The following is a 20,700-nucleotide window of genomic DNA, read 5'->3' as shown; positions in this document are numbered from 1 at the left end:
GAGCCGGGGCGCAGCCGTGCTCAGCGCACTCCGGGCGCCGGCTCAGGCCGCTTCGGGAAAGTGGCAGGCCACTTGGCGCGCCGAGGCCGGCACCGTGTTCCCCAGTGACGGTGCCTCGGTACGGCAGATCTCCTGGGCCTTGGGGCAGCGCGGGTGGAAGGTGCAGCCGGGAGGGGGCGAGGCCGGGCTGGGCGGGTCCCCGAGCAGGGTGATCCGCTCTCGGGACCGTTCGGCGGCCGGGTCGGGCAGCGGTACGGCGGACAGCAACGCGCGTGTGTACGGGTGGGCCGGGGCGGCGTAGACCTGATCCTTCGGGCCGATCTCGACGATCCGGCCCAGGTACATCACGGCGACCCGGTCACACGCCCGCTTCACGACCGACAGGTCGTGGGCGATGAAGAGGTAGGCCAGGCCGAGTTCGCCCTGGAGCCGCTCCATCAGGTTGACGATCTGGGCCTGGACGGACACGTCGAGGGCGGAGACCGGCTCGTCGGCGACGACCAGCCGGGGGCCGGTGGCCAGTGCGCGGGCGATGCCGATGCGCTGGGCCTGACCGCCGGAGAACTCGTGGGGATAACGGTCGATCTGCTCGGGGATGAGCCCCACCAGCTCCATCAGCTCGACCGCGCGGGTGCGGGCCTCCGCCGCCGAACTGCCCTGTACGAGCATCGGGTCGGAGATGATCCGGGCCACCGTCTGGCGGGGGTTGAGCGAGGAGTGCGGGTCCTGGAAGACCATCTGCAGGTCCTTGCGCAGCGGCTTGAGTTCCCGCTGCGACAGGTGGCTGATGTCGCGTCCGTCGTAGGTGACGGAACCGGTGGTGGGTTCCAGGAGCCGGACGATCATGCGGCCGGTGGTGGACTTGCCACAGCCGGACTCTCCGACCAGCCCCAGCGTCTCGCCCGCCGCGACGTGGAAGGTGATGCCGTCGACGGCCCGGACCGGGGCGGACCGCCGCCGTCCGGGGAACGTCATCGTCAAGTCCCTTACGGACAAAAGTGGTTCGGTGGACGTCATGAGGCCATGCCTTCGTACGCGGGGAAGTGGCAGGCGGCCGGATGCCCGGCCGGGCCGTCGAGGAGCGGCAGCACCGTCTCGCAGCGGGAGCGCTCCTCGGCGGAGGTGTGGCCGAGCCTGGGGCAGCGGGGCGCGAACGCGCAGCCGGGAGCTGGGGTGAGCAGGGACGGCGGGCTGCCGGGGATCGCCCTCAGCGGTTCGTCGTCGCTGTCGTCGAGGCGGGGAAGGGAGTCGAGCAGGCCGCCGGTGTAGGGGTGGGCCGGCGCCGTGAACAGGGTGTCCACGTCGGCCCTTTCGACAGCCCGGCCCCCGTACATCACCAGCACCTCGTGGGCGACGCGGGCGACCACTCCCAGATCGTGCGTGATCATGACGACGGCCAGCCCCCGCTCCTGCTGGATCCGTGCGATGAGCTCCAGGATCTGCGCCTGGACGGTGACGTCCAGGGCTGTGGTCGGCTCGTCCGCGATCAGCAGCTCGGGTTCGCAGGCCAACGCCATCGCGATCATCACCCGCTGGCGCATGCCGCCGGAGAACTGGTGCGGGTACTCCCGCGCCCGGCGTCTCGGCTCGGGGATGCCGACCTCGGCCAGCGCCTCCACGGCCCGTTCACGGGCGGCCCTCCTGCTGCTGCCGAAGTGCACGCGGTGGTGCTCGGCTATCTGTTCGCCCACGGTGTAGTACGGATGGAGGCTGGAGAGCGGGTCCTGGAAGATCATCGCCATCCTGCGGCCGCGCAACCGGTTCAGCTCGCGCTCCGGCAGACCGGTCAGCTCCCGGCCGCCCAGGGTGATGGAGCCGGTGACCGAGGCGCCGGTGTGCAGGCCCATCACCGCCAGGGAGGTGACGGACTTGCCGGAACCGGACTCTCCGACGATGCCGAGCGTCTCTCCGTGCCGAACCTCGAAGCCGAGGCCGTCCACGGCCCGCACCGGACCGCGAGTGGTGGAGAAGGTGACCGTCAGGTCCCGCACCGACAGCACGGGTTCGGGGGCGCCCATCAATACCTCACTCGGGGATCGACGACGGCGTACAGCAGGTCGACGGCCAGGTTGGCGACGACGATGAAGGTGGCGGCGAGCAGCGTGACGCCGAGGATGACCGGCTGATCGCCGGTCGACAGCGCTCCGTAGAAGAGCCGCCCGATGCCGGGGATCCCGAAGATGGACTCGGTGATCACCGCGCCCGCGAGCAGCCCGCCCAGGTCCATCCCGAAGAGGGTGAGGATGGGCGTCATACCGGCTCGCAGCCCGTGCTTGACCACGACCGTCCGGCGCGGCAGACCCTTGGCGCGGGCGGTGCGGATGTACGGCTCCGCCATCGTCTCGATCATCGAGCTGCGGCTCTGGCGCGCGTACATGGCCGCGTACAGGATGGCCAGGGCCAGCCAGGGCAGCAGCAGGTTCGAGGCCCAGTGGAGAGGGTCGGAGGTGAACTCCACGTACTGCGGGTAGGGGAGGAGGCCGGCTGTTCGGATCAGCCCGTAGATGAGCATCATCGAGGTGAAGTAGACGGGCAGGGAGGCGGCGGCGACCGCACCCACCATCAGGGCACGGTCGGTGTACGTGTCCTTGCGCAGGGCGGCGGTGACTCCTGCGGTCAGGCCGAGGAACAGCCAGATCACCGCGGCACCCAGGGCGAGCGAGGCGGAGACCGGCAGCCGGTCCGTCAACAGGTCCCACACGCCTTGGCTGTTCTCGTACGAGTAGCCCAGGCACGGGAAGTCGCAGTGCAGTGCGTACTGGCCGCTGCCCATGGTGCGGCCGGTGAAGATGCCGGTGACGAAGTCCGCGAACTGCCGCCACAGCGGCTGGTCCAGCCCCATGTGGGCGCGGATCGCCGCCAGACGCTCGGCGCTGCACGACTTGCCGCAGGCCGCGGCGGCCGGGTCCGAGGGCAGGACGTAGAAGATGGTGAAGGTAACGGCCGCGATGGCGATCAGGACACCGATGACGCCGGCCGTCCGGCGGCCGAGGTAGACGATCACGTGCGGCTTCCCCTCGGGTCGAGGACGTCGCGCAGCGCGTCGCCGAGCAGTGTGAACGCGAGCACGGTGAGGAACAGACAGAGGCTCGGGATCACGAAGTACATCGGATCGGTGTCGTAGAAGGCGACGCTTTCGGCGATCATCTGCCCCCACGAGGGGGTGGGCGGGCGGACGCCGACGCCCAGGTAGCTGAGGGCTGCCTCGGTGGCGATCATCCCCGGGACGATCAGAGTGGTGTACGCGATGACGGGCCCGGCGACGCCCGGGAGGATGGACCGGCCGATGATCCGCCAGGGCCCCGATCCGGCGACGCGCGCCGCGTCCACGTACTCGCGATGCCGCAGCGAGAGCGTCTGGCCGCGCACGACGCGGGCGATGCCCGGCCAGCCGAACAGGCCGATCACGGCGGTCATCAGGACCACCCGGTTGACGTCCCTGGCCACGGACATCATCGCGATCATGAAGATGAGGGACGGGAAGGACATGGTGAGGTCCATCAGGCGGGAGAGCACGGCGTCGGTGCGGCCGCCGAAGTAGCCGGCCGCGATCCCGGCCACCGTCCCCGCGACGACGACGATCGCGGTGGCGGCGAAGGCGATGAGCAGGGAGATCCGGGCGCCGTGCACGACACGGGCGAACAGGTCCCGGCCCGTGACGGGTTCGACGCCGAGCCAGTGCTCGGCCGAGACACCACCGAGCGGACCGATGGGCTGTCCTCCCAGGTAGGGGTCGACGGCGGACTTGTCGAACTCCTCGGGGGACCAGCCGCCCAGCGCGCTGAGCACGGGGGCGGCCACCGCCATGACCGCGAACAGCGCGACCACGACGAGGGAGACCTTCACAGAGGGGCGACGGCGCAGTTCCGCGCGGGCGAGCTGCCAGGGGCTGCTGCCCACCGGAACGGAGACGGTGGAAGCCATGAGGTGACGTGCCTTCAGTTGCTGCTCTTGGAGGGGTCCTTGAGGCCGACCGTGGCGTAGTCGATCTGGCCGCCGAAGGACGTGTGGCCGAAGGCGCCCGCGACGTTGGTGCCGAGCAGGAGGGGCATGCGCTCGATGACGGCGGGTGCCGCGGGGGCCTTGGCGAGGATCTGTCCGTCCAGCTCGCGCCATGCCTTGCCCGCCTGCTCGGCATTGGTCATGGCGGCGACCTCGTCCATCCGCTTCATGGTCGCCTCGTCGCGGAACAGCGAGTGATTGCCGGAGTTGCCCTTCTCCTTGATGTAGCGGCCGTCGAAGACGAAGGGCAGGAAGGTGGAGCCGGAGGGGTAGTCGGGGCACCAGCCGGTGTAGACCAGATCGGTGCGGTTCTTGGTGTCGCCGATGGTGTCGTAGAAGGCGGACGGGTCCACCGTCTCGATGGTGACCTTGATCCCGGCCCGGCCGAGGGACTGCTGGATCGCCTCGCCGACCCCCTTGTCGCCGTTGGAGACGGTGATGCTGGTGGAGAAGCCGTCCGGCTTGCCCGCCTCCTTCAGCAACTGCTTCGCCTTCTCCGCGTCACCGGTTGCGGGGATCTTCAGGGTGTCGGGCTGACTGCCGCCGAAGAGCGGGCCCGGCATGTAGGCGGTGGCCACGTCGTTGAGGGCCGGCCCGCCGGAGGCGGTGAGAATGCCCTCGCGGTCCAGGGCGTACTGCACGGCTTGACGCACCTTGACGTTGTCGAACGGCGCACGGCCGGTGTGCATCTGCACCATCTCGGTGCAGTTGGTGGACTCGGCGAGCAGCCGCTTTCTGACGTCGTCCTTGGTCAGCACCTTGGGGGTGCTCTCGGGGCGCAGCTTGCCCCAGGGCACGGCGGAGGCGTCCTGGCCCTGGCCGGCGATGAGCCGGTCGTCGATCTGGTTGGCCTTGAGCCCCATCACCACGACCACCTTGTCCGGATACGCCTTGCGCACGGTGTCGGTTCCCGGGTCCCACTGGGTGTTGCGGACCAGCACGAGCTGCTTGTCGCGGTCGTACGACTCGATCTTGTACGGCCCCGACGAGAACGGGCGGTTGTCGTACTGGGGCCCCTTGTCCTTCGCCTTCGGCACCGGGGCGAAGGTGGGCAGGACCGTCGCGTAGGGGAACTCGGCGAAGGGCTTGCGCAGTTCGAAGACGATCGTGTGCTCGTCGGGGGTCTTGATGGAGTCGAGGTGCTTGCCCTGGGCCGTGCCCTGGTAGCCCTCCGCGCCGGCGAGGTAGCGGGCCGCGTAGTCGGGGCCGCCGGGCAGGTCGGGGGAGAAGGACCGCTCCACGTTGTACTTGATGTCCTGAGCCCTGATCGGCGAGCCGTCCTCGTACTTCAGACCCTTCTTGAGCTTGAAGGTCCACGTCTTGGCCCCGTTGGAGGAGACGCCGAGATCCTCGGCGAGGTCGGGGACCAGGTCCCCGCCCCTGGCGCCCGGTTCCGCCTTGTACGTGACGAGGGTGCGGTAGAGCAGCCGGGTTCCGAAGTCCATGTCGCCCATCACCCAGTTACGGGCCGGGTCGAGGTGGGTGAAGTCCTGGTTGGAGAGGACGGTGAGGGTGCCGCCCTTCTGCGGCGTCCCGCCGACCACATGGCCGTTGTTGGTCGTTGCCGGGTTCTTGCCGCTACGGGCGCCGCTCGCCTCCGGCCCGCCGGAGCAGCCGGCCGTGCCGAGGGTGAGGGTCGCCACGAGCGCTGTGGCGAGAGCGGTACAGGTGCGCTTGTCCATGAGTGGTCACTCCGGAAGCAGTCGGACAGCCCAGGACGGCTGGAATGTGACCGGTAACATAGTAATGTGAAATTGCACTGACAAGGTGTCGGGTGTCTCGTTACCCACCCGTGTCCGAGGAGGCTGGCACCGCGGCCTGGCGACAGGCTGTGCAATGTGAAATATTACTGTCGTGTTCACGAGAAACGTCTCGGACGTCATCGTCGTCGGCGCCGTCCGGGAACCCCAGGGCCGCAGGGACCGGATGCGCGCCTTCGCCCCCGCGATGGCCGCCGCTCACGCTTCTGGCCCGGTGGGGCATGTCGACTGACGGCTGCATCGGCACGGCGACCGAGCCGCCCAAGCAGAAATCGAACCCGAGTCCGGCGCCCTCCCAGTCGCCGACGGCTGACCGAGGGTCCCCTCATGGGCAGCCCACACCCCCTAGTGAAATGTCACATACCGCAGAGAGGTTGCGCTGACATGACCGACACCACCTGGAACAGCACCCGCCCCTGGCGCGGCATCATGGTGGCCACCACCCTGCCCCTGCGGGAGGACCTGTCCGTCGACTACGACGCGTACGCCGACCACGTCCGCTGGCTGCTCGACAACGGCTGCGACGGCGTCGTGCCCAACGGCTCACTCGGCGAGTACCAGACCCTCACCGACGAGGAGCGTGCCCGCGTGGTGCGGACCGCGGTCGAAGTGGCCGGCGGCGCACGCGTCATGCCCGGCGTCTCCGCCTACGGCAGCGCCGAAGCCCGGCGCTGGGCGGAACAGGCGGCCGAGGAAGGCTGCGGCTCGGTGCTTCTCCTGCCCCCGAACGCCTACCGGGCCGACGAGTCGGCCGTACGTGCCCACTACGCCGAGGTCGCCCGGGCGGGGGCGCCGGTCGTCGCGTACAACAACCCCGTCGACACGAAGGTCGATCTCACCCCCGGCATACTCGCACGGCTGCACCAGGACGGCAGTGTCGTCGCCGTGAAGGAGTTCACCGGTGACGTCCGCAGGGCGTACGAGATCGCCGAACTCGCTCCGGAACTGGACCTGCTGATCGGTGCCGACGACGTCCTGCTCGAGCTCGCCGTCGCCGGTGCCGTCGGATGGATCGCCGGATACCCCAACGCGTTCCCCGCCGGCTGCTCCACGCTGTACCACGCCGCAGTCGCCGGCGACCTGGCCACGGCCCTCCCGCTCTACAAGTCCCTGCACTCCTTGCTGCGCTGGGACTCCAGGACGGAGTTCGTCCAGTCCATCAAGCTGTCCATGGACATCGTCGGGCGGCCGGGCGGGCCCACCCGCCCGCCGCGCTTCCCGCTGTCCGGGGAGACCGAGGCGGGAGTGCGGGCCGCCACCGAAAAGGCCGTCGCCGACGGCCACCGCTGACCACTCCGCCCGTTGACCGAAGGGAAGCCCGTGCCTGCGCGCCATGTCTTCCATGCAGTCGACTCACACACCGAGGGGATGCCCACGCGCGTGATCACCGGCGGCGTCGGTACCCGCTTCACCGGCCGTCTGATCGAGGAGTCCACCGTCGGCGCGCCGCCCGCCGCAGTGCCGACCGTCACCGGACGCGCCTGGATCACCGGCACCGCCCAGTACTTCCTCGACCCGGACGACCCCTTCCTCGGAGGTTCCCTCCTGTGACCGCCACCGAATCCCTCATCACCTCACGCAATCCGGCCGACCCGTCCGACGTACTCGTTCAGGTTCCTGCGCCCGGCGCCTTCGCGGCGGCCGACGCCGTGGACCGGGCGCGCGCCGCCCAGCCGGAGTGGCTGCTCGGCGGGGCGGCCGCCCGCTCGGCCGCTCTCGTGTCGGTCGCCGACGCCATCGACGCCGCGGAGGCCGAGCTGACCGCGCTCGCCGTCCGGGAGGTGGGCAAGCCCCTTGCCGAAGCCTGCGTCGAGGTCGCGCGCACGGCTGCGATCTGGCGCTACTACGCCCAGGCCCCGTACGAGCCCGTCGGCGAGGTCCACGAGACCGCCGCGGGCCCAGGTCTGCTGCTCACCCGCCGTCGGCCGCACGGCGTGGCCGGACTGATCACGCCCTGGAACTTTCCCTTCGCCATTCCGAGCTGGAAGGCCGCCCCGGCACTCGCTGCCGGGAACGCGGTCGTCCTCAAGCCCGCCCCCGAGGCCACCGCCTGTGCCGGGCGCCTGGCCGAGATCGTCCAGCGGGCCCTGCCGGCCGGGGTGTTCACCGTCCTGCCCGGCGCGGCCACGGAGGGCAACGCGCTCGTCTCCTCCGCCGATGTGGTCTCCTTCACCGGGTCGACCGCGGTGGGACGGGCTGTCGCACAAGGCGCCACGGCCCGAGGTGTTCCGGTCCAGGCCGAGATGGGCGGTCTGAACGCGGCGATCGTCCTGCCCGACGCCGACATCGAGCAGGCCGCGGCCCACATCGCCACCGCGATCGCCGGCTACGCGGGCCAGAAGTGCACCGCCACCAGCCGTGTCATCGCGGTGGGCGCGGCCCTGGATCCCCTGCGCGAGGCACTCGCCGAGGCACTGCGGACCGTTCCGGTCGGCGATCCGTCCGATGCGGCGACCGTGAGCGGGCCGCTCATCAGCCGGCACGCCCGCGATCAGGTCTGCGACGCCTGGCAGGGCCTGAGCACGCCGGCCGGCGGCACCGTGCCCGACGGGCCCGGCTGGTACGCGGCCCCGACCCTTGTCGAGAAGGTCCCCCCGGGACACCGCCTGCTGCGCGACGAGGTCTTCGGACCCGTAGCGGCGCTGCTGCACGCCGAGGACGTGACCCGCGCGATGCAGATCACCAACTCCGTGCCGTACGGCCTCGTCACTTCGGTCCACACCGCCGATCTGAACACGGCCCTGTGCGGACTCGACCGGCTCGACACCGGAATGATCAGGATCAACGCACCGTCCACCGGCGTCGACTTCCACGTGCCGTTCGGAGGCACCAAGGCATCCAGCCACGGGCCGCGCGAACAGGGCCGGGCGGCGCTGGCGTTCTACACCTCCAGCCGGACCTACACCCTGTCACCTGCGAAAGCAACGTGACATTGCAGTTCCATCTGTCGCTCCTCGCGCTCTCCGGCAACGACCGCCTCGTCGAGACCGTCGGCGAGCCGCGCAATCGGTCCCGGCTGCACGGTCCCCGGCGGGCACCGGGCGAGCGGCGCGAGGCACCGGGAAGCGCTCGGCCTGAGGCGGCACGAGCCCCATAACACGGTGCTATGTCCGAGTGGGAGTTCCTCGGGACGGGGTCGTTGATTCACGCTACCTATGCAATGTCACACGCCACCTGGCGCTTGCGTGTTGTGGAAGGGACCCATGAACCCGGCGTACGCCATCACCGATCACTTCTTCACCGTCCCGCTGGACCACTCCCTTCCGAGCGGCCCGACCATCGAGGTGTTCGCGCGCGAAGTCGTCGACCCCGCACGCACCGGTGAACAGCTGCCGTGGCTGCTCTATCTTCAGGGCGGCCCCGGCGGTAAGGCACCGCGTCCTTCGGCAGGTTCGCCGGGGTGGCTGGCTCAGGTCCTGAAGACCCACCGGGTGCTGCTCCTCGACCAGCGCGGTACCGGCCGCTCCACCCCGGTCACCGCTCGCACGGCCTCCCGGTTCGAAACACCCGCCCGACTGGCCGCGTATCTGGCCTGCTTCCGTGCCGACGCCATCGTGGCCGACGCGGAACTGATACGTCGCCGTCTGTGCGGCGACGCGCCCTGGGAGACGCTCGGCCAGAGCTACGGCGGGTTCATCACCCTCACCTACCTCTCCCAGGCCCCAGAAGGTCTGCGGGCCTGCTACGTCACCGGCGGCCTGCCCGGTCTCACCGCGACCGCCGATGACGTGTACGCCCGCACCTACCCCCGGGTGCGGGAGCGGGTCCTCGACTTCTACGCCCGCTATCCGGACGACGCGCCTCGACTCCGCAAGATCGCCGATCTCCTTGCGGCCGACGACATCCGGCTGCCGGGAGGGGACCGCCTCACCACCCGCCGCCTGCGCACCCTCGGCCTCGCCCTCGGCATGGGTGACGGCTTCGAACGGATCCACTGGCTGCTCGACGAATCCCTGGACCCGGGCGGCGAGTTGACGGACACCTTTCTCCACCAGGTGGAGGATCTGACCGGATTCACAGGCAACCCGCTGTTCGCCGTCATGCAGGAGACGCTGTACGGGCAAGGGGCCGGTCCGACCGGCTGGGCGGCTTCCCGGGCACTCGCCGGCTTTCCCGAGTTCGCCGAGGAGGCGGATCCTCTCCTGCTCACCGGGGAGATGATCTACCCCTGGATGTTCCAGGACATCAAGGGTCTGCGCTCTTTCGCGGACGCTGCGGACCTCCTGGCCCAGCGCAGCGACTGGCCCCCGCTCTACGACCCTCGTCGCCTGGCCGCCAACCAGGTCCCCCTTGTCGCGGTCGTGTACCACGACGACATGTACGTCGACGCGGATCTCTCCCTGCGCACGGCGCGAGAGGTCGGTGCCACCCGTGCCTGGGTCACCAACGAGTGGGAGCACGACGGCGTCACCGCCTCAGGCGGCCGCGTACTCGCCCGCCTGATGGACATGGCCGCGGGCCGCGCGTAACTGCCTGGTTCCCCGCGCCTCCCCGTCCCTCCCCTTCCCCCTTCCCTCCCCCTTCCCCTGCCACCGCCTCCGACGGGAGAGACATGCCTGCCCTGCCGACCCGCCTGTGTCCCTTCACCGCGGCCTTCGCGCTCGCCGCCTCGTGTCTCGCCGTCTCCACCCCGGCGACCGCGGCCGCCCCAGTCCCTCTCCCCGCTTCTCCCGCCCCCGCTTCCGATTGCGCGCTTCCCGGCAGGACCGGCTGGACAGACGAAGGCCACGACACCGATAGGGTCCAGTTCCAGCCCTCCACGGGAACCCGGCGTGTGCTGACGCTCTTCGTGGACTTCCCCGACGCCGAGGCCACCGACTCCACGGATGCCTACGCCGCCCAACTGGCCCCGGCCGCCGACTGGATGCGCACAGCCAGCTACGGCCGCTCCCGTCTCGACGTCACCTCACTGCACCGCTGGATCCGTATGCCGGCGAATTCGGACTCGTACGGATTCGCACGCGGCCTCACCTTCGAGACCCACGAGAAGTACGTGCGCGACGCGATCGCGGCCGCCGACCCGTACGCGGACTTCTCGCGCTACGACATGGTCTACGTCGTCCCCACCAGGGCGGCGCCCGCGATCTCCTTCTCCCCGACCTACCTCTACGACCCCAGCGCGTCCGGCGTGACCGCTGACGGCACGCGCCTCAAGTGGGCCGTGACGTTCGGTCAGGATCTGTGGCGCTGGGGCCCCAAGGTCGTCGCCCACGAGACGGGCCACACATTCGGGCTGCCCGACCTGTACTCCTTCACCGGCGCCACCCATCAGTACGTCGGCGGCTGGGACGTCATGGGCAACATTGCCGGCCACGCCCCCCAATATCTGGGCTGGCACTCCTGGAAGCTGGGCTGGATTCGCGACGACCAGGTCGCCTGCCTGCCCGAAACCGGACACCGCACCGTACGGCTGACCCCCGTGGAGCGACCTGGCGGTACCAAGATCGCCGTACTGCGCATCAGCGAGACGACGGCGTACGTCGTGGAGTCCCGCCGGGCCGAGGGCAACGACTGGCAAGCGTGCTCGGCCGGAGTCCTCATCTACAAGGCCGACTCCGCGACCCCGACCGGCGAAGGACCGGTCCGGGTCATGAACGGCAGCGGGTCCGCGTCCCCGCGCACCGGCTGCACCGGACTCGACCTGGCGGCGTACACGCCCGGCCAGACCTTCACGGACCCGGACGACGGCGTCCGTATCGACGTTCTCGCGGGCGGCAGAGCGGGGGATGTGGTGCGGCTCCGCATGTCCTAGACCATGGGGCCGGGAGCCGATCCCGCCCACCGGTTCCGGTTCCCGGGTGTTCAGGAGCGCGCCCGGGAATCGTCGGTTTCGTCCGCCGGCCCGTTTCTTCGGAAGGCTTCGTCTTCCTCAGTCGAGTACGCGCCGCAGATAGGACTGCGGGTCGTCGAGATAGCGGCGCCAGTGGTCGACCAGGGCGAGATCGCGCCAGGCCACCCGGCGCATCCCATGTTCGCCGACCTCGACGATGTCCGCGCCCGGCAGCGCGGTCAGCAGCGGCGAGTGGGTGGCGCAGATGACCTGGCCGCCGTTCTTCACCAACTGGTCCAGATGGCCGATCAGTTCAAGGCAGGAGGAGAACGAGAGTGCCGCCTCCGGCTCGTCCATCACATACAGGCCGGGCTGCAGGAACTTCCCTCGGAACGCCGCGAGGAAGCCCTCACCATGACTGACCGAATCCGGTGCGAACCCTTCCCGGTCCAACGCGTCCAGCGCCGTCTCCGCGCGCAGGAAGAACCCCTTGCGGGCCGACCAGTTGCTGAGCATGCGCCGGCCGCGCGGTGCCGCATCGAAGCGGATCCGCTCACCCAGCACCGACTTGGCGCGATGGCTGGCATAGCGCCAGTCGTGCGAGCCGCCCCAGGAATCCAGGCCGAAGCCCTCCGCAAGAGCCTCGACCAGAGTCGACTTGCCCGAACCGTTCTCACCGACGAGAAAGGTCACCGGCGCGGAGAAGCGCAGTCCGTCCGCGAGGAGTTCGCGCACACAAGGCACGGACCAGGGCCATTCCCCTTCTTCGTACGAGGCCACGTGTGCGTACGCATGTTCGACGATCACGCGTCGAGTCTCCCACAGGGTGTGTAAAGGAGGCGCGTGGATCCGCGGGCACCGAGACCAGCATGACGGTGGGCACAGTGGACAGCGGCACCGTGCACTTCGACGGTGTACGGCTGGCGGGCGCACAGGTCCGCCACGGGACTGCGTATCGGCGGCAGTTGGGGAGGCACAGGGTGGGGTTGCCGGGAGCCATACAGACGCTGGCCGGATCTATTGACGGGGCTCTGCGGACAGTTCGAGAATGACATGTCATTCCGTGTCCCGTTCCGTGCTCCGCTGACGTGAGGGGTGTCCTGTGCCCAGAAGCGTGGTCGACAAGCGGGACGCGATGTTGCGCGCGGCTGGGAGGGTATTCGCTGAGCGTGGCTACCACGCGACTGGTATCTCCGACATCGCGCGGGAGCTCGGCGCCGGACACGGCACGTTCTACCGCTACTTCAAGAACAAGGAGGACATCGCACGAAGTGTGGTGTCGCGAGCGCTCGGTCAGGTGACGGATGCGCTGTCCGACGAATCCCCCAGGTCCTCCGAGACGCTGTCGCAGTACCGGGAGCAGGTCAGGCGGATCGGCCACAAGCTTTTCGATCTCGTCGTGGCGGAACCGGAGTTGTGCCGCATTCTGTTCTATGACGCGATAGCGATCGATCGGGCCGAGCCCGACCTCGCCGGCCGGGCGATGGAGGCCGCGGCCGCGTATACCGCCGCATTCATCCGCAACGGACAGGACCGGGGTTTCCTGCGCCGTGATCAGGATCCACACGTGGTCGGGCTCGCGGTGAACGGGATGATCGTGACCGGAGCCATGCGACTCCTCCACGTGCAGGATCCCGCTGTTCTGCGTGACCCGTGGATCCACACGGTGGAAACGCTCATGTTCGACGGCCTCGGCTCATCCTGAGCTTTGAGCTTTGAGCTTTGAGCTCCTGAGCTTGACCGCAGGCCCGCAAGGACCGCTCATTTTTTGTGCCTTCGAAGCGGAATGACATGTCATTCCTGAAAGGAGAGCGTGATGGTCCAGGTCGACGTCTTCTGGTCGTACGGCATCGGTGCGAGCTTCGCGACCGCCGCCGCGTACCGGCTCCGCAGCAGGCCCACCGCCCCCCGCCGCCGCGCCTTTCGGTGGTCGGACCCGTACCTGATGGGCACCGTCCTCTACTGCTCGATACTGTTCGCGCCGAGCGGCGCATGGCTGCTGTGGGGCTTTCCGGACTGGGAGACGATGCAGGTGGCGCGCAGCCACGGGGCGTTGCCCGCCTGGCTGGTCGCGCTGTTCGCCGCGACCAACGTGAGTCAGGGCGTGCTCGGTTACTGGGTCGCAGCGCGGCTGATCGCAGTCGGCCGCGTGTACGCCGCTTTCCTCCAGGCGGGAGCGGGGTACTTCGGGATGTTCTTCATCCTTGTCCATGGCTGGGACGGGCGCGGGTACCAGCGCTTCTTCTCCGCCGACCGGGAGACCTTCGCAGCCTGGCCCGAGAATCCCAGTGCGGGGGAGGCCCTGTCCCGTGTCGGCGACTGGCTGGCTTCTCCGGTCGCGGTGACGCTGTACGGGATGGGAGCCGTTCTCGTACCCGTGATGCTGGGAGCCATGGTCTCCTGGCTCCGGTCGGGTGAGCGTGACCCGGCAGGCGGAACGGCACCAGGGCACGTCCGCATCCTGATCGCCGTGCTCGGAGCCGTCTTCGGAGTGGCGCTCGGCAGTGCCGTGGCATCGAGCGTGCTGGTCCATCTGCTCGGCTGGTGGCTCGGGGTTCCCGCCGCGGCGGTGTTGCTCGCAGTCGTCGTCGTGCGACGCGGGACGGGTGCGGCCCATCGCACCTTCGGGCTGCTATCACTCCCGGACAAGCACAGGTTCCGGTCGCGGAATGCATCGGCGACCGGATGATTCGCTCTCGCCCTGCGCTTGGGGGCCGGCTGGTGGCCGGACGGTTCGTCGGCAACCGGGCCGCGAGCTCACCGGAGCCGTCCTCTGCGAAGACTCGCATCTCGCTGCCATCGATGTCGGGGTTACCGGTCCAGGTTCGCAGCCAGGCGGTGGCCCCTCGGCGGCGTTGAAGGCGACGTACGGCTCGAAGTCGATCCCTGGGCTTCCTCTGGCTCAGGTTCATCGGTGTTGCCGGCTGCCGTTCGGGCCGGGGCGAAACCGCGAGCGGAAGGTGCGGCGGTAGGTGTCCGGAGGCACGCCGACCGTGCGGTTGAAGTGTCGGCGCAGGGTCGTGGCGGTGCCCATTCCGGTAGCTGCCGCGATGGCGTCGACACTGTCGTCGGTGGTCTCCGGCAACTCCTGGGCGTAGCGGATCCGTTGAGTCAGCAGCCACTGCAGCGGGGTGGTGCCGGTCGCCGCCCTGAAGCGGCGGCCCAGGTTGCGCGAGCTCATCCGTGCCCGGCGTGCCAGGTCCTCCACGGTCAGCGGATGGTCGAGGCGTTCGATCACCCAGGGGAACAGTGCGGCGAGCGGGTGGTTGTCCTGGGCGGGCACCGGGGCGGTGACGAACTGGGCCTGGCCGCCGGCCCGGTGCGGCGGCACGACCAGGCGGCGGGCGACGGCGTTGGCGATCGAGGAGCCGTGGTCGAGGCGGACGAGGTGCAGGCACAGATCCAGCGCGGCGGCCTTGCCGGCGGAGGTGAGCACGCTGCCGTTGTCCACGTAGAGCACGTCCGGGTCGACGTCCACCTGGGGGTAGCGGGCGGCCAGGGCCGCGGTGTGCGCCCAGTGCGTGGTCGCGCGCTTCCCGTCCAGCAGTCCGGCGGCGGCCAGTACGAACGCGCCCGTGCAGAGGGAGGCCACGCGCGCGCCTGCTTCGTGGGCCGCACGCACCGCGCCGACCAGGTCGGCAGGTGGGTCCTCGTCCACGTCCGCCCAGGCGGGGACGATCACGGTGTCGGCGCGCCGGAGCCGGTCCAGCCCGTGGTGGGGATCCACCCGGAACAGGCCGACCCGCACGGCGTCAGACCCGCAGACGGCGACGTCGTACCAGGGGACGGTCACACATGCCGGGGCGGCGTCGAACACCTCGTAAGCAATGGACAGTTCGAAGTGCAACATCCCGTCGGTGACGGCCAGCGCTGACAGTTCCCACGTCCGGAATTGTATGGGTCATGTCGTTCCAGACACTCACGGTGGGACGCCCGCCCTCGCAAGGATGTCCGCAGTGGATCATTCGAGCGCGGGGAGAACTCATGGGATCGGGGCATACGGTGGCGGTGTTCGGCGCGTACGGGCACACCGGGCGGTTCGTGGTGGCACAGCCACGGGAACGCGGGTTCGTTCCGGTTCTCTCCGGCCGGAACACCGACAAGCTGCGGGCGCTTGCGGCGTCTGATCCCGGACTCGAAGCCCGGCCGGCGTCGGTGGGCGACGCGACCTCGCTCGACCGCGCACTGGCGGGTGCGGCGGCTGTGATCAACTGTGCCGGTCCCTTCGCCACGACTGCCGCCCCTGTGATCGAGGCGGCACTGCGCGCCGGAATCCCGTATGTGGATGTGGCAGCCGAAATCGAGGCCAACGTCGATACGTTCGCGCACTTCTCGGACCGCGCCCGCGCCGCGGGAGCGGTGATCGTCCCTGCGATGGCCTTCTACGGCGGTCTCGGCGACCTGTTGGCCACCGCGGCGATGGGCGAATGGGAGACGGCCGACGAGGCGCACGTCGCGTACGGGCTGAGCAGTTGGCACCCCACAGCCGGGACGCGTGCCGCGGGCGCGGTCTCCCGGCAGCGGCGGAACGGGCAACGGGTCCGCTACACGAACGGGCGGCTGGAGTACCGCCATGACGACCCGCCCGTCCTGGAGTGGGACTTTCCCGACCCGCTGGGAACCCGGGCCGTCATCGGGGAGTTCACGATGGCCGACGCGGTCACCATCCCCAGCCACCTGTCCATCCCTGAGGTACGCGCATACATGACGATCGAGGCGGCCAGGGACTTGTCGGCCCCGGACACGCCGGCGCCGGCTGTGGTCGACGAGCGCGGGCGGTCCGCGCAATCCTTCCTCGTCGACGTCGTCGTGCGCTCCGGCGGTACTGAACGGCGCGCCGTGGCGAGGGGCCAGGACATCTACGCCGTCAGCGCGCCGCTCGCGGTGGAAGCGGTTGACCGCATCCTCACGGGGCGGACCAGGACGATCGGTGTCGCCTCCGCCGGCGAGATCTTCGACGCGCCCGACTTTCTCCGCGCGCTGTCCACGCACATTACCCTCGAGTTGCGCCAGTAGCGGACCGATGTGCATGAGGACGTCGTCAAGCGGATCGGGGCGGACCTCGTGATCACGCGGTCAGGCCAAGGTCCTCCTGGTCGGGTCGGGTCAGTTGGCGCGTTCATAGTGGTATCCGTCGCCGTGGGTGGGTCCGGCGTTGTGGCGGATGCCGGCTGCGGGGGATGCGAGGGACCAGGTGCCGGCGAACTGCGCCGGAACCAGGTTGTCGGACGTGCCGGAGCCGGGGCCCCGGTTGCCGCCGCTCCGTCGCGGTCGAGAAGGGGCACGGTGCTGCCGGTGACGAGCAGCAGCGCACAAGCCAGCAATGCAGCAGCGTGTCCCGGTCCAATGTGCGCGACTGGACGTCGCCATTGAAGCGTTTTTCTAGAATGATCTTCTAGTTGTGCTCTACAGTGCCCGGCATGGAGGACAACTTCACGACGGTGGTGACAGGCGGCAACCGGGGCATCGGCTACGCAGTGGCCGCCGAACTCGTACGACGGGAGTGCCGGGTTGTGCTCGTCACCCGGGATCGGGAACGAGGGGAACGGGCGGCCGCGGCACTGGGCGGCTCCGTCGGCCTGGTGATCGGCGATCTGTCCGTGCTCTCCGATGTACGGTCGGTGGCCGACGAGCTGCTTCGGCGGTATGAGCGGATCGACGTGTTCGTACACAACGCCGGCGTGTGGCCTGCCCGGTTGGTACGCACACCGGACGGGTTCGAGCACGCATTCGCCGTGAATCATCTGGCGCCGTTTCTGCTCAACCACCTACTGGAGAGGCGATTCCTGGAGAGCCGGACCAGGGTCGTCCAAGTCAGTGCCGGCCTGTACGTCAAGGGGCGACTCGATGTGGACCGGACACCCGTGGGCGCCGACTTCCACCGGATGCGTACCTACTGCACGACCAAACTCGCCAACCTCCTCATGGTCCCACTGTTCGCCGGTCGTTGGCGGGGAACCGGCGTGAGCATCGACGCGATACACCCGGGTGTGATCAGGACCGGCCTCGGAGACCCCGGCGGAGTGCTGGGCCTTCTCCTGAAGGCGATGAAGCGGTCCTGGGCCACCCCTGAGCAAGGAGCCGCCCCTGTGGTCCGGCTCGCCCTCGAACCCGGCGACGCCTCCGGTCGCTACTTCGATGCCGACCGGCAGGTCCCCCTCGACCCCCGCGCGGCGGACCAGACCCTGGCACAGCGGGTCTGGGAACAGGCCGAGATGCTGACAAGGGTGCGTGGTGTCGCCTGAACAGTGGCCAGGAGGGTCAGTCCGGTCGTAGGGACCGCCAGATCCGGTCGGGAAGGATCCGCGAGGCTTGGGCGAGGTCGATGTCGTACGTGCTGGACAGCCAGCGACGCGCGGTTTCGGCGACTGGTCCGATCACCAGGGCCTCGATCAGGGGTTCGGGGGTGGGCAGGATCTCGCCGGCTTCGATCCGCGGCCGCATCCAGTCCACGATGCCTCCCAGCATCACGGCCTTGGCGGCGCGGATCCGGTCGGCGTGAGCCACGAGATAGCCGGAGTACGCGGAGGCATGGATGAAGAGCGCGGCGTCGGGCCGCTCCTCGGTGAAGCGCAGATAGGCCCTGACGAGTGCGGCCACACCGGTGCGGGCGGTGCGGGTGCGGGTCACGGCAGTGGTCAACTCGTCGAACAGTTCCTCCATGCACCGGGTGTACAGGCCCGCAGCGAGACCGTCGAAGCTGCCGAAATGGTGGTAGAGGCTGCCGAGGCTGACGCCGCTGGCCTCGGTGACCGCGTTCACCGTGAACCCCTGCCCGCCCGATGAGGCATACACCTGGAGGGCGGCAGTCAGGAGACGGTCGACGGTTGCCTCGCCGCGCTGTTGCTTAGGAGACATGGCTCGATCGCGTTGACGTCATGGCAGACAGCCTAATGCAACAGAAATAGAGGGAATTACTAGAAGAACGCACCACTATCTCCTGCTGACGGACATGGGTCTGCGCGCGCTGGGCTTGGCCGGCGCCGTGTCAGGGCCCGGTGAAATAGTTCGTGTCCTTGGGGCGCGCGGCGTCATGGCTGGTGGAACGGGGAGCTGGTTCCAGGTGGGGTATGTACTTGGAGCAGTGGATGTAGGCCTCTTCGACGCTCATATGGACCCACATCTCAGGGCTGCGCCCAGGCGCGACGGCGGTGGGCAGGCCGGGATGCAGGGAGCGTAGGCCCGTGTCGGTGCAGAGCCGGGCTGTGCCGTTGACGTGAAGTCCCACGTGGTGGTGCGTGAAGTCCACGAAGAGCATGCCGAGGTGGGGGTTCTCCGTCATGTTTCCGGCACTGGCGAGCACACCGTTCCCGCGGAATTCGGGATACGCGAGCGTGTGGTCGTCGATCACGTGGACAAATCCCGGCGGCCCCGCGCGGAAGCTGGCATCACATTCTCCATGGGAGTCGGCGGTGGCCAGGAAGACCATTGCCTGGCGGCCGATGAAGTCCCGCATCTCGGGTGTGAGGCTGGGGCGTACCTGTTGATCGTAGAACCGGGCGGCGCGGTCGGCCGTGCCCAGTTGCTGCTGCAGCCGGTGTTCACCTGCTGATCCGAAGGGCGGCGGGGCGAAGGTCACGGGCGTTCTCCTGGCAGGACGGGCAAGCGCTTGGCTCAGGGAAAGGGCAGGACGGGCAAGCGCTTGGCTCAGGGAATGGACAGGACGGGCGTCTCGAACGGGTCGTGATGGATGCGGTCGGGCGAGGTGCCGCCCAGCGTGAGCATTTCAGTGGCGGCGACGACCATCGGGGCCGGGCCGCTGAGATAGACGTCGTGCTGGTACCACGGTCCGTACTCGGCCAGAACCTCCGGCAGGGACCCCCTGATCCCGGGGATGTGCTCCTCGGAGACCGCACCCCTGATGGTCAGCCAGTGGTGTCGCTGGGCCATCCGGAGCATGTCGTCGACCCCGTACAGTTCGGCGCCGGTTCGGGCGCCGAGGAACAGGTCGACCCGGTGGCGCTCGCCGCGACGGGCGACCTCTTCGACGAGCGCGCGGATCGGGGCGAGTCCGGTGCCGCCGGCCACACACAGCAGGTCGCTGTGGGCGGCGGCGTCCAGAACCATGTCTCCCAGCGGGGGTCCCAGCTGGATCACGTCGCCCACCGCGGCTCGGTGCACCAGCGCGCTGCTGACAGAACCGCCGGCCACCGCGCGCACATGAAAGGTGAGGGTGCCGTCCTCGCGGGGCGCGTTGGCGGGGGAGTAGTAGCGCCACTGCTTCGGCCACCAGGGGGTCTCGACGCTTACGTACTGTCCGGCGGCGTACTCGTAGGGCATGTGGGGGCGCACGGTGATTTCGACAATGCCGTGTCCTCGCGAGACACGGTGTACGACCGTGGCGGGCCATACGGCGGGCCGAACCGCCTCGTCCTGCTCGGCAGCACTGATCATGACGTCGGCGACCACGCCGTACGCTTTGGTCCAGGCGGCGGCGATGTCCGCGGTCCACGCGGGGCCGGCGTAACGGGCCAAGGAGGCGAGGAGACACTCGCCCACGGCCGGGAAGTGCGCACTGAGCGTGCCGAACTTGCGGTGATCGCGTCCGAGGTGTCCGCAGAAGCGCACCAGGCCCTCAGGGTCGTCGACCAGCTCCACGATGCGCAGCAGCGCGCGCAGCAGGCGGCCGCGCTGGGCGTCCATTCCCGGCGGGAACATGGGACGGACCTCGGGGTAGCGGGCGAAGAGGATTGCGTAGAAGTAGACCGTCATGTCTGCGGCGAACGGCTCGACCACCGAGACGGAGGCGCGTATGAGGTCTTGCTCGTGGGCCGACAGGGGTGCCTCGACGACCCCAGGCTCCACGAGATGTACCGCCGGGGTGGGTGCCGAGCGCTCCGGAGACGGGGGCGTGGATGCGCTGTTCGATCGATTGATCCGGAATCTCAAGGGGCCAGCGCTCCCCCGTCCGTTATTCGAGGTTGCTTCCCGCCGGCGGACCGCCGGGCGGCATCGCTCATGGGGCCACGTCCCCGAAGCGCACTGCGAGCGGGGTCTTCAGGGAACCTTCGTCTCAGGAGAGCGTCGATCGGGGCGTCGGCATCGGCGAGCATGAGTCCTCATCGGGGCAGCGGCGTTGAAACGGATCAAACGGTTCCGGACGCTACATGACCGCATGGGTGACTCAGAAGTAGCCAGGGGTACGACCGGCACGAACCTGTTCCACTC

At 69.3% G+C, this 20,700-nt stretch carries 19 protein-coding genes and 2 pseudogenes; 11 read left to right on the top strand and 10 right to left on the bottom strand.

The window, feature by feature from the left end; all coding sequences use genetic code 11:
* Window positions 1-42: 42 nt before the first annotated feature.
* From ACWGI8_RS17500 to ACWGI8_RS17480, 5 genes are read right to left on the bottom strand one after another with little or no spacing between them, the layout of a single operon-like run.
* Window positions 43-1,017 carry an ABC transporter ATP-binding protein gene (locus tag ACWGI8_RS17500; protein WP_453661831.1) on the bottom strand — a complete coding sequence of 325 codons (975 nt, stop codon included), beginning with the start codon at window positions 1,015-1,017 and terminating at the stop codon, window positions 43-45.
* The gene (locus tag ACWGI8_RS17495; RefSeq protein WP_453661829.1) at window positions 1,014-2,018 is read right to left on the bottom strand and encodes an ABC transporter ATP-binding protein; all 1,005 of its coding nucleotides are present in this window, start codon (window positions 2,016-2,018) and stop codon (window positions 1,014-1,016) included. The genes ACWGI8_RS17500 and ACWGI8_RS17495 overlap by 4 nt, the downstream gene beginning before the upstream one ends.
* The gene (locus ACWGI8_RS17490) at window positions 2,018-3,004 is read right to left on the bottom strand and encodes an ABC transporter permease (RefSeq protein ID WP_453661827.1); all 987 of its coding nucleotides are present in this window, start codon (window positions 3,002-3,004) and stop codon (window positions 2,018-2,020) included. Before ACWGI8_RS17490 ends, ACWGI8_RS17495 begins: the two co-directional genes overlap by 1 nt.
* Window positions 3,001-3,924 carry an ABC transporter permease gene (locus ACWGI8_RS17485; protein ID WP_453661825.1) on the bottom strand — a complete coding sequence of 308 codons (924 nt, stop codon included), beginning with the start codon at window positions 3,922-3,924 and terminating at the stop codon, window positions 3,001-3,003. The genes ACWGI8_RS17490 and ACWGI8_RS17485 overlap by 4 nt, the downstream gene beginning before the upstream one ends.
* A 14-nt stretch (window positions 3,925-3,938) precedes the next feature.
* Complete coding sequence (locus tag ACWGI8_RS17480; RefSeq protein WP_453661823.1) at window positions 3,939-5,684, bottom strand: ABC transporter substrate-binding protein; 1,746 nt, start codon at window positions 5,682-5,684, stop codon at window positions 3,939-3,941.
* Window positions 5,685-5,856: 172 nt separating this feature from the next.
* Here ACWGI8_RS17480 and ACWGI8_RS17475 point away from each other — a divergent pair, with 172 nt between their 5' ends.
* The 7 genes and pseudogenes from ACWGI8_RS17475 to ACWGI8_RS17445 all read left to right on the top strand — a co-directional run bounded on the left by ACWGI8_RS17475 (window position 5,857) and on the right by ACWGI8_RS17445 (window position 11,514).
* The gene (locus ACWGI8_RS17475) at window positions 5,857-5,994 is read left to right on the top strand and encodes a hypothetical protein (protein ID WP_453661821.1); all 138 of its coding nucleotides are present in this window, start codon (window positions 5,857-5,859) and stop codon (window positions 5,992-5,994) included.
* A gap of 152 nt (window positions 5,995-6,146) precedes the next feature.
* A complete protein-coding gene (locus ACWGI8_RS17470) occupies window positions 6,147-7,052 on the top strand; it encodes a dihydrodipicolinate synthase family protein (RefSeq protein WP_453661819.1) in 906 nt (301 codons plus the stop codon).
* A gap of 105 nt (window positions 7,053-7,157) precedes the next feature.
* Window positions 7,158-7,313, top strand: a pseudogene (locus tag ACWGI8_RS17465) (proline racemase family protein); the annotation flags it as partial.
* Window positions 7,310-8,692 carry an aldehyde dehydrogenase family protein gene (locus tag ACWGI8_RS17460; RefSeq protein WP_453661818.1) on the top strand — a complete coding sequence of 461 codons (1,383 nt, stop codon included), beginning with the start codon at window positions 7,310-7,312 and terminating at the stop codon, window positions 8,690-8,692. The pseudogene ACWGI8_RS17465 and the gene ACWGI8_RS17460, both read left to right, overlap by 4 nt.
* A gap of 5 nt (window positions 8,693-8,697) precedes the next feature.
* A pseudogene (locus ACWGI8_RS17455) lies at window positions 8,698-8,787 on the top strand (GntR family transcriptional regulator); the annotation flags it as partial.
* A 178-nt stretch (window positions 8,788-8,965) separates the two neighbouring features.
* Entirely contained in the window at window positions 8,966-10,231 is a 1,266-nt protein-coding gene (locus tag ACWGI8_RS17450; protein WP_453661817.1) for an alpha/beta fold hydrolase, read from the top strand.
* Window positions 10,232-10,314: 83 nt separating this feature from the next.
* Window positions 10,315-11,514, top strand: a complete 1,200-nt coding sequence (locus ACWGI8_RS17445; protein WP_453661815.1) for a M6 family metalloprotease domain-containing protein — start codon at window positions 10,315-10,317, stop codon at window positions 11,512-11,514.
* A 117-nt stretch (window positions 11,515-11,631) separates the two neighbouring features.
* Here ACWGI8_RS17445 and ACWGI8_RS17440 read toward each other — a convergent pair whose 3' ends face one another.
* The gene (locus ACWGI8_RS17440) at window positions 11,632-12,339 is read right to left on the bottom strand and encodes an AAA family ATPase (protein WP_453661813.1); all 708 of its coding nucleotides are present in this window, start codon (window positions 12,337-12,339) and stop codon (window positions 11,632-11,634) included.
* Window positions 12,340-12,646: 307 nt separating this feature from the next.
* Here ACWGI8_RS17440 and ACWGI8_RS17435 point away from each other — a divergent pair, with 307 nt between their 5' ends.
* Together ACWGI8_RS17435 and ACWGI8_RS17430 are read left to right on the top strand one after the other, a co-directional pair.
* Window positions 12,647-13,237 carry a TetR/AcrR family transcriptional regulator gene (locus ACWGI8_RS17435; protein WP_453661811.1) on the top strand — a complete coding sequence of 197 codons (591 nt, stop codon included), beginning with the start codon at window positions 12,647-12,649 and terminating at the stop codon, window positions 13,235-13,237.
* A 111-nt stretch (window positions 13,238-13,348) separates the two neighbouring features.
* Window positions 13,349-14,221, top strand: a complete 873-nt coding sequence (locus tag ACWGI8_RS17430; protein ID WP_453661809.1) for a hypothetical protein — start codon at window positions 13,349-13,351, stop codon at window positions 14,219-14,221.
* A gap of 219 nt (window positions 14,222-14,440) precedes the next feature.
* Here ACWGI8_RS17430 and ACWGI8_RS17425 read toward each other — a convergent pair whose 3' ends face one another.
* The gene (locus tag ACWGI8_RS17425) at window positions 14,441-15,382 is read right to left on the bottom strand and encodes a helix-turn-helix domain-containing protein (protein WP_453661808.1); all 942 of its coding nucleotides are present in this window, start codon (window positions 15,380-15,382) and stop codon (window positions 14,441-14,443) included.
* 134 nt (window positions 15,383-15,516) lie between these two features.
* On the opposite strand from ACWGI8_RS17425, the gene ACWGI8_RS17420 reads away from it, so the two are divergent.
* Both ACWGI8_RS17420 and ACWGI8_RS17415 read left to right on the top strand, forming a co-directional pair.
* A complete protein-coding gene (locus ACWGI8_RS17420) occupies window positions 15,517-16,548 on the top strand; it encodes a saccharopine dehydrogenase family protein (protein ID WP_453661806.1) in 1,032 nt (343 codons plus the stop codon).
* A gap of 404 nt (window positions 16,549-16,952) precedes the next feature.
* A complete protein-coding gene (locus tag ACWGI8_RS17415) occupies window positions 16,953-17,777 on the top strand; it encodes an SDR family NAD(P)-dependent oxidoreductase (protein ID WP_453661804.1) in 825 nt (274 codons plus the stop codon).
* Window positions 17,778-17,793: 16 nt separating this feature from the next.
* On the opposite strand, the gene ACWGI8_RS17410 is transcribed toward ACWGI8_RS17415, so the two are convergent.
* The 3 genes from ACWGI8_RS17410 to ACWGI8_RS17400 form a co-directional block, all read right to left on the bottom strand.
* A complete protein-coding gene (locus tag ACWGI8_RS17410) occupies window positions 17,794-18,390 on the bottom strand; it encodes a TetR/AcrR family transcriptional regulator (protein ID WP_453661803.1) in 597 nt (198 codons plus the stop codon).
* 130 nt (window positions 18,391-18,520) lie between these two features.
* Window positions 18,521-19,111 (bottom strand): pyridoxamine 5'-phosphate oxidase family protein, encoded by a 591-nt coding sequence (locus ACWGI8_RS17405; RefSeq protein WP_453661801.1) that lies wholly within the window; start codon window positions 19,109-19,111, stop codon window positions 18,521-18,523.
* Between the two features lie 68 nt (window positions 19,112-19,179).
* Entirely contained in the window at window positions 19,180-20,337 is a 1,158-nt protein-coding gene (locus ACWGI8_RS17400) for a globin domain-containing protein (protein WP_453661799.1), read from the bottom strand.
* Window positions 20,338-20,700: the final 363 nt, after the last annotated feature.

It is taken from the genome of Streptomyces sp. NPDC054841, from assembly GCF_053611045.1.
This window is presented reverse-complemented; position numbering and strand designations above follow the sequence as displayed.

What these genes read in the sequence shown, in the direction of transcription:
- ACWGI8_RS17500 (WP_453661831.1), bottom strand. Translation starts at nt 1,017, where the DNA reads ATGACGTCCACCGAACCACTTTTGTCCGTAAGGGACTTGACGATGACG.
- ACWGI8_RS17495 (WP_453661829.1), bottom strand. Translation starts at nt 2,018, where the DNA reads ATGGGCGCCCCCGAACCCGTGCTGTCGGTGCGGGACCTGACGGTCACC.
- ACWGI8_RS17485 (WP_453661825.1), bottom strand. Translation starts at nt 3,924, where the DNA reads ATGGCTTCCACCGTCTCCGTTCCGGTGGGCAGCAGCCCCTGGCAGCTC.
- ACWGI8_RS17480 (WP_453661823.1), bottom strand. Translation starts at nt 5,684, where the DNA reads ATGGACAAGCGCACCTGTACCGCTCTCGCCACAGCGCTCGTGGCGACC.
- ACWGI8_RS17470 (WP_453661819.1), top strand. Translation starts at nt 6,147, where the DNA reads ATGACCGACACCACCTGGAACAGCACCCGCCCCTGGCGCGGCATCATG.
- ACWGI8_RS17450 (WP_453661817.1), top strand. Translation starts at nt 8,966, where the DNA reads ATGAACCCGGCGTACGCCATCACCGATCACTTCTTCACCGTCCCGCTG.
- ACWGI8_RS17445 (WP_453661815.1), top strand. Translation starts at nt 10,315, where the DNA reads ATGCCTGCCCTGCCGACCCGCCTGTGTCCCTTCACCGCGGCCTTCGCG.
- ACWGI8_RS17430 (WP_453661809.1), top strand. Translation starts at nt 13,349, where the DNA reads ATGGTCCAGGTCGACGTCTTCTGGTCGTACGGCATCGGTGCGAGCTTC.
- ACWGI8_RS17425 (WP_453661808.1), bottom strand. Translation starts at nt 15,382, where the DNA reads ATGTTGCACTTCGAACTGTCCATTGCTTACGAGGTGTTCGACGCCGCC.
- ACWGI8_RS17420 (WP_453661806.1), top strand. Translation starts at nt 15,517, where the DNA reads ATGGGATCGGGGCATACGGTGGCGGTGTTCGGCGCGTACGGGCACACC.
- ACWGI8_RS17415 (WP_453661804.1), top strand. Translation starts at nt 16,953, where the DNA reads ATGGAGGACAACTTCACGACGGTGGTGACAGGCGGCAACCGGGGCATC.
- ACWGI8_RS17410 (WP_453661803.1), bottom strand. Translation starts at nt 18,390, where the DNA reads ATGTCTCCTAAGCAACAGCGCGGCGAGGCAACCGTCGACCGTCTCCTG.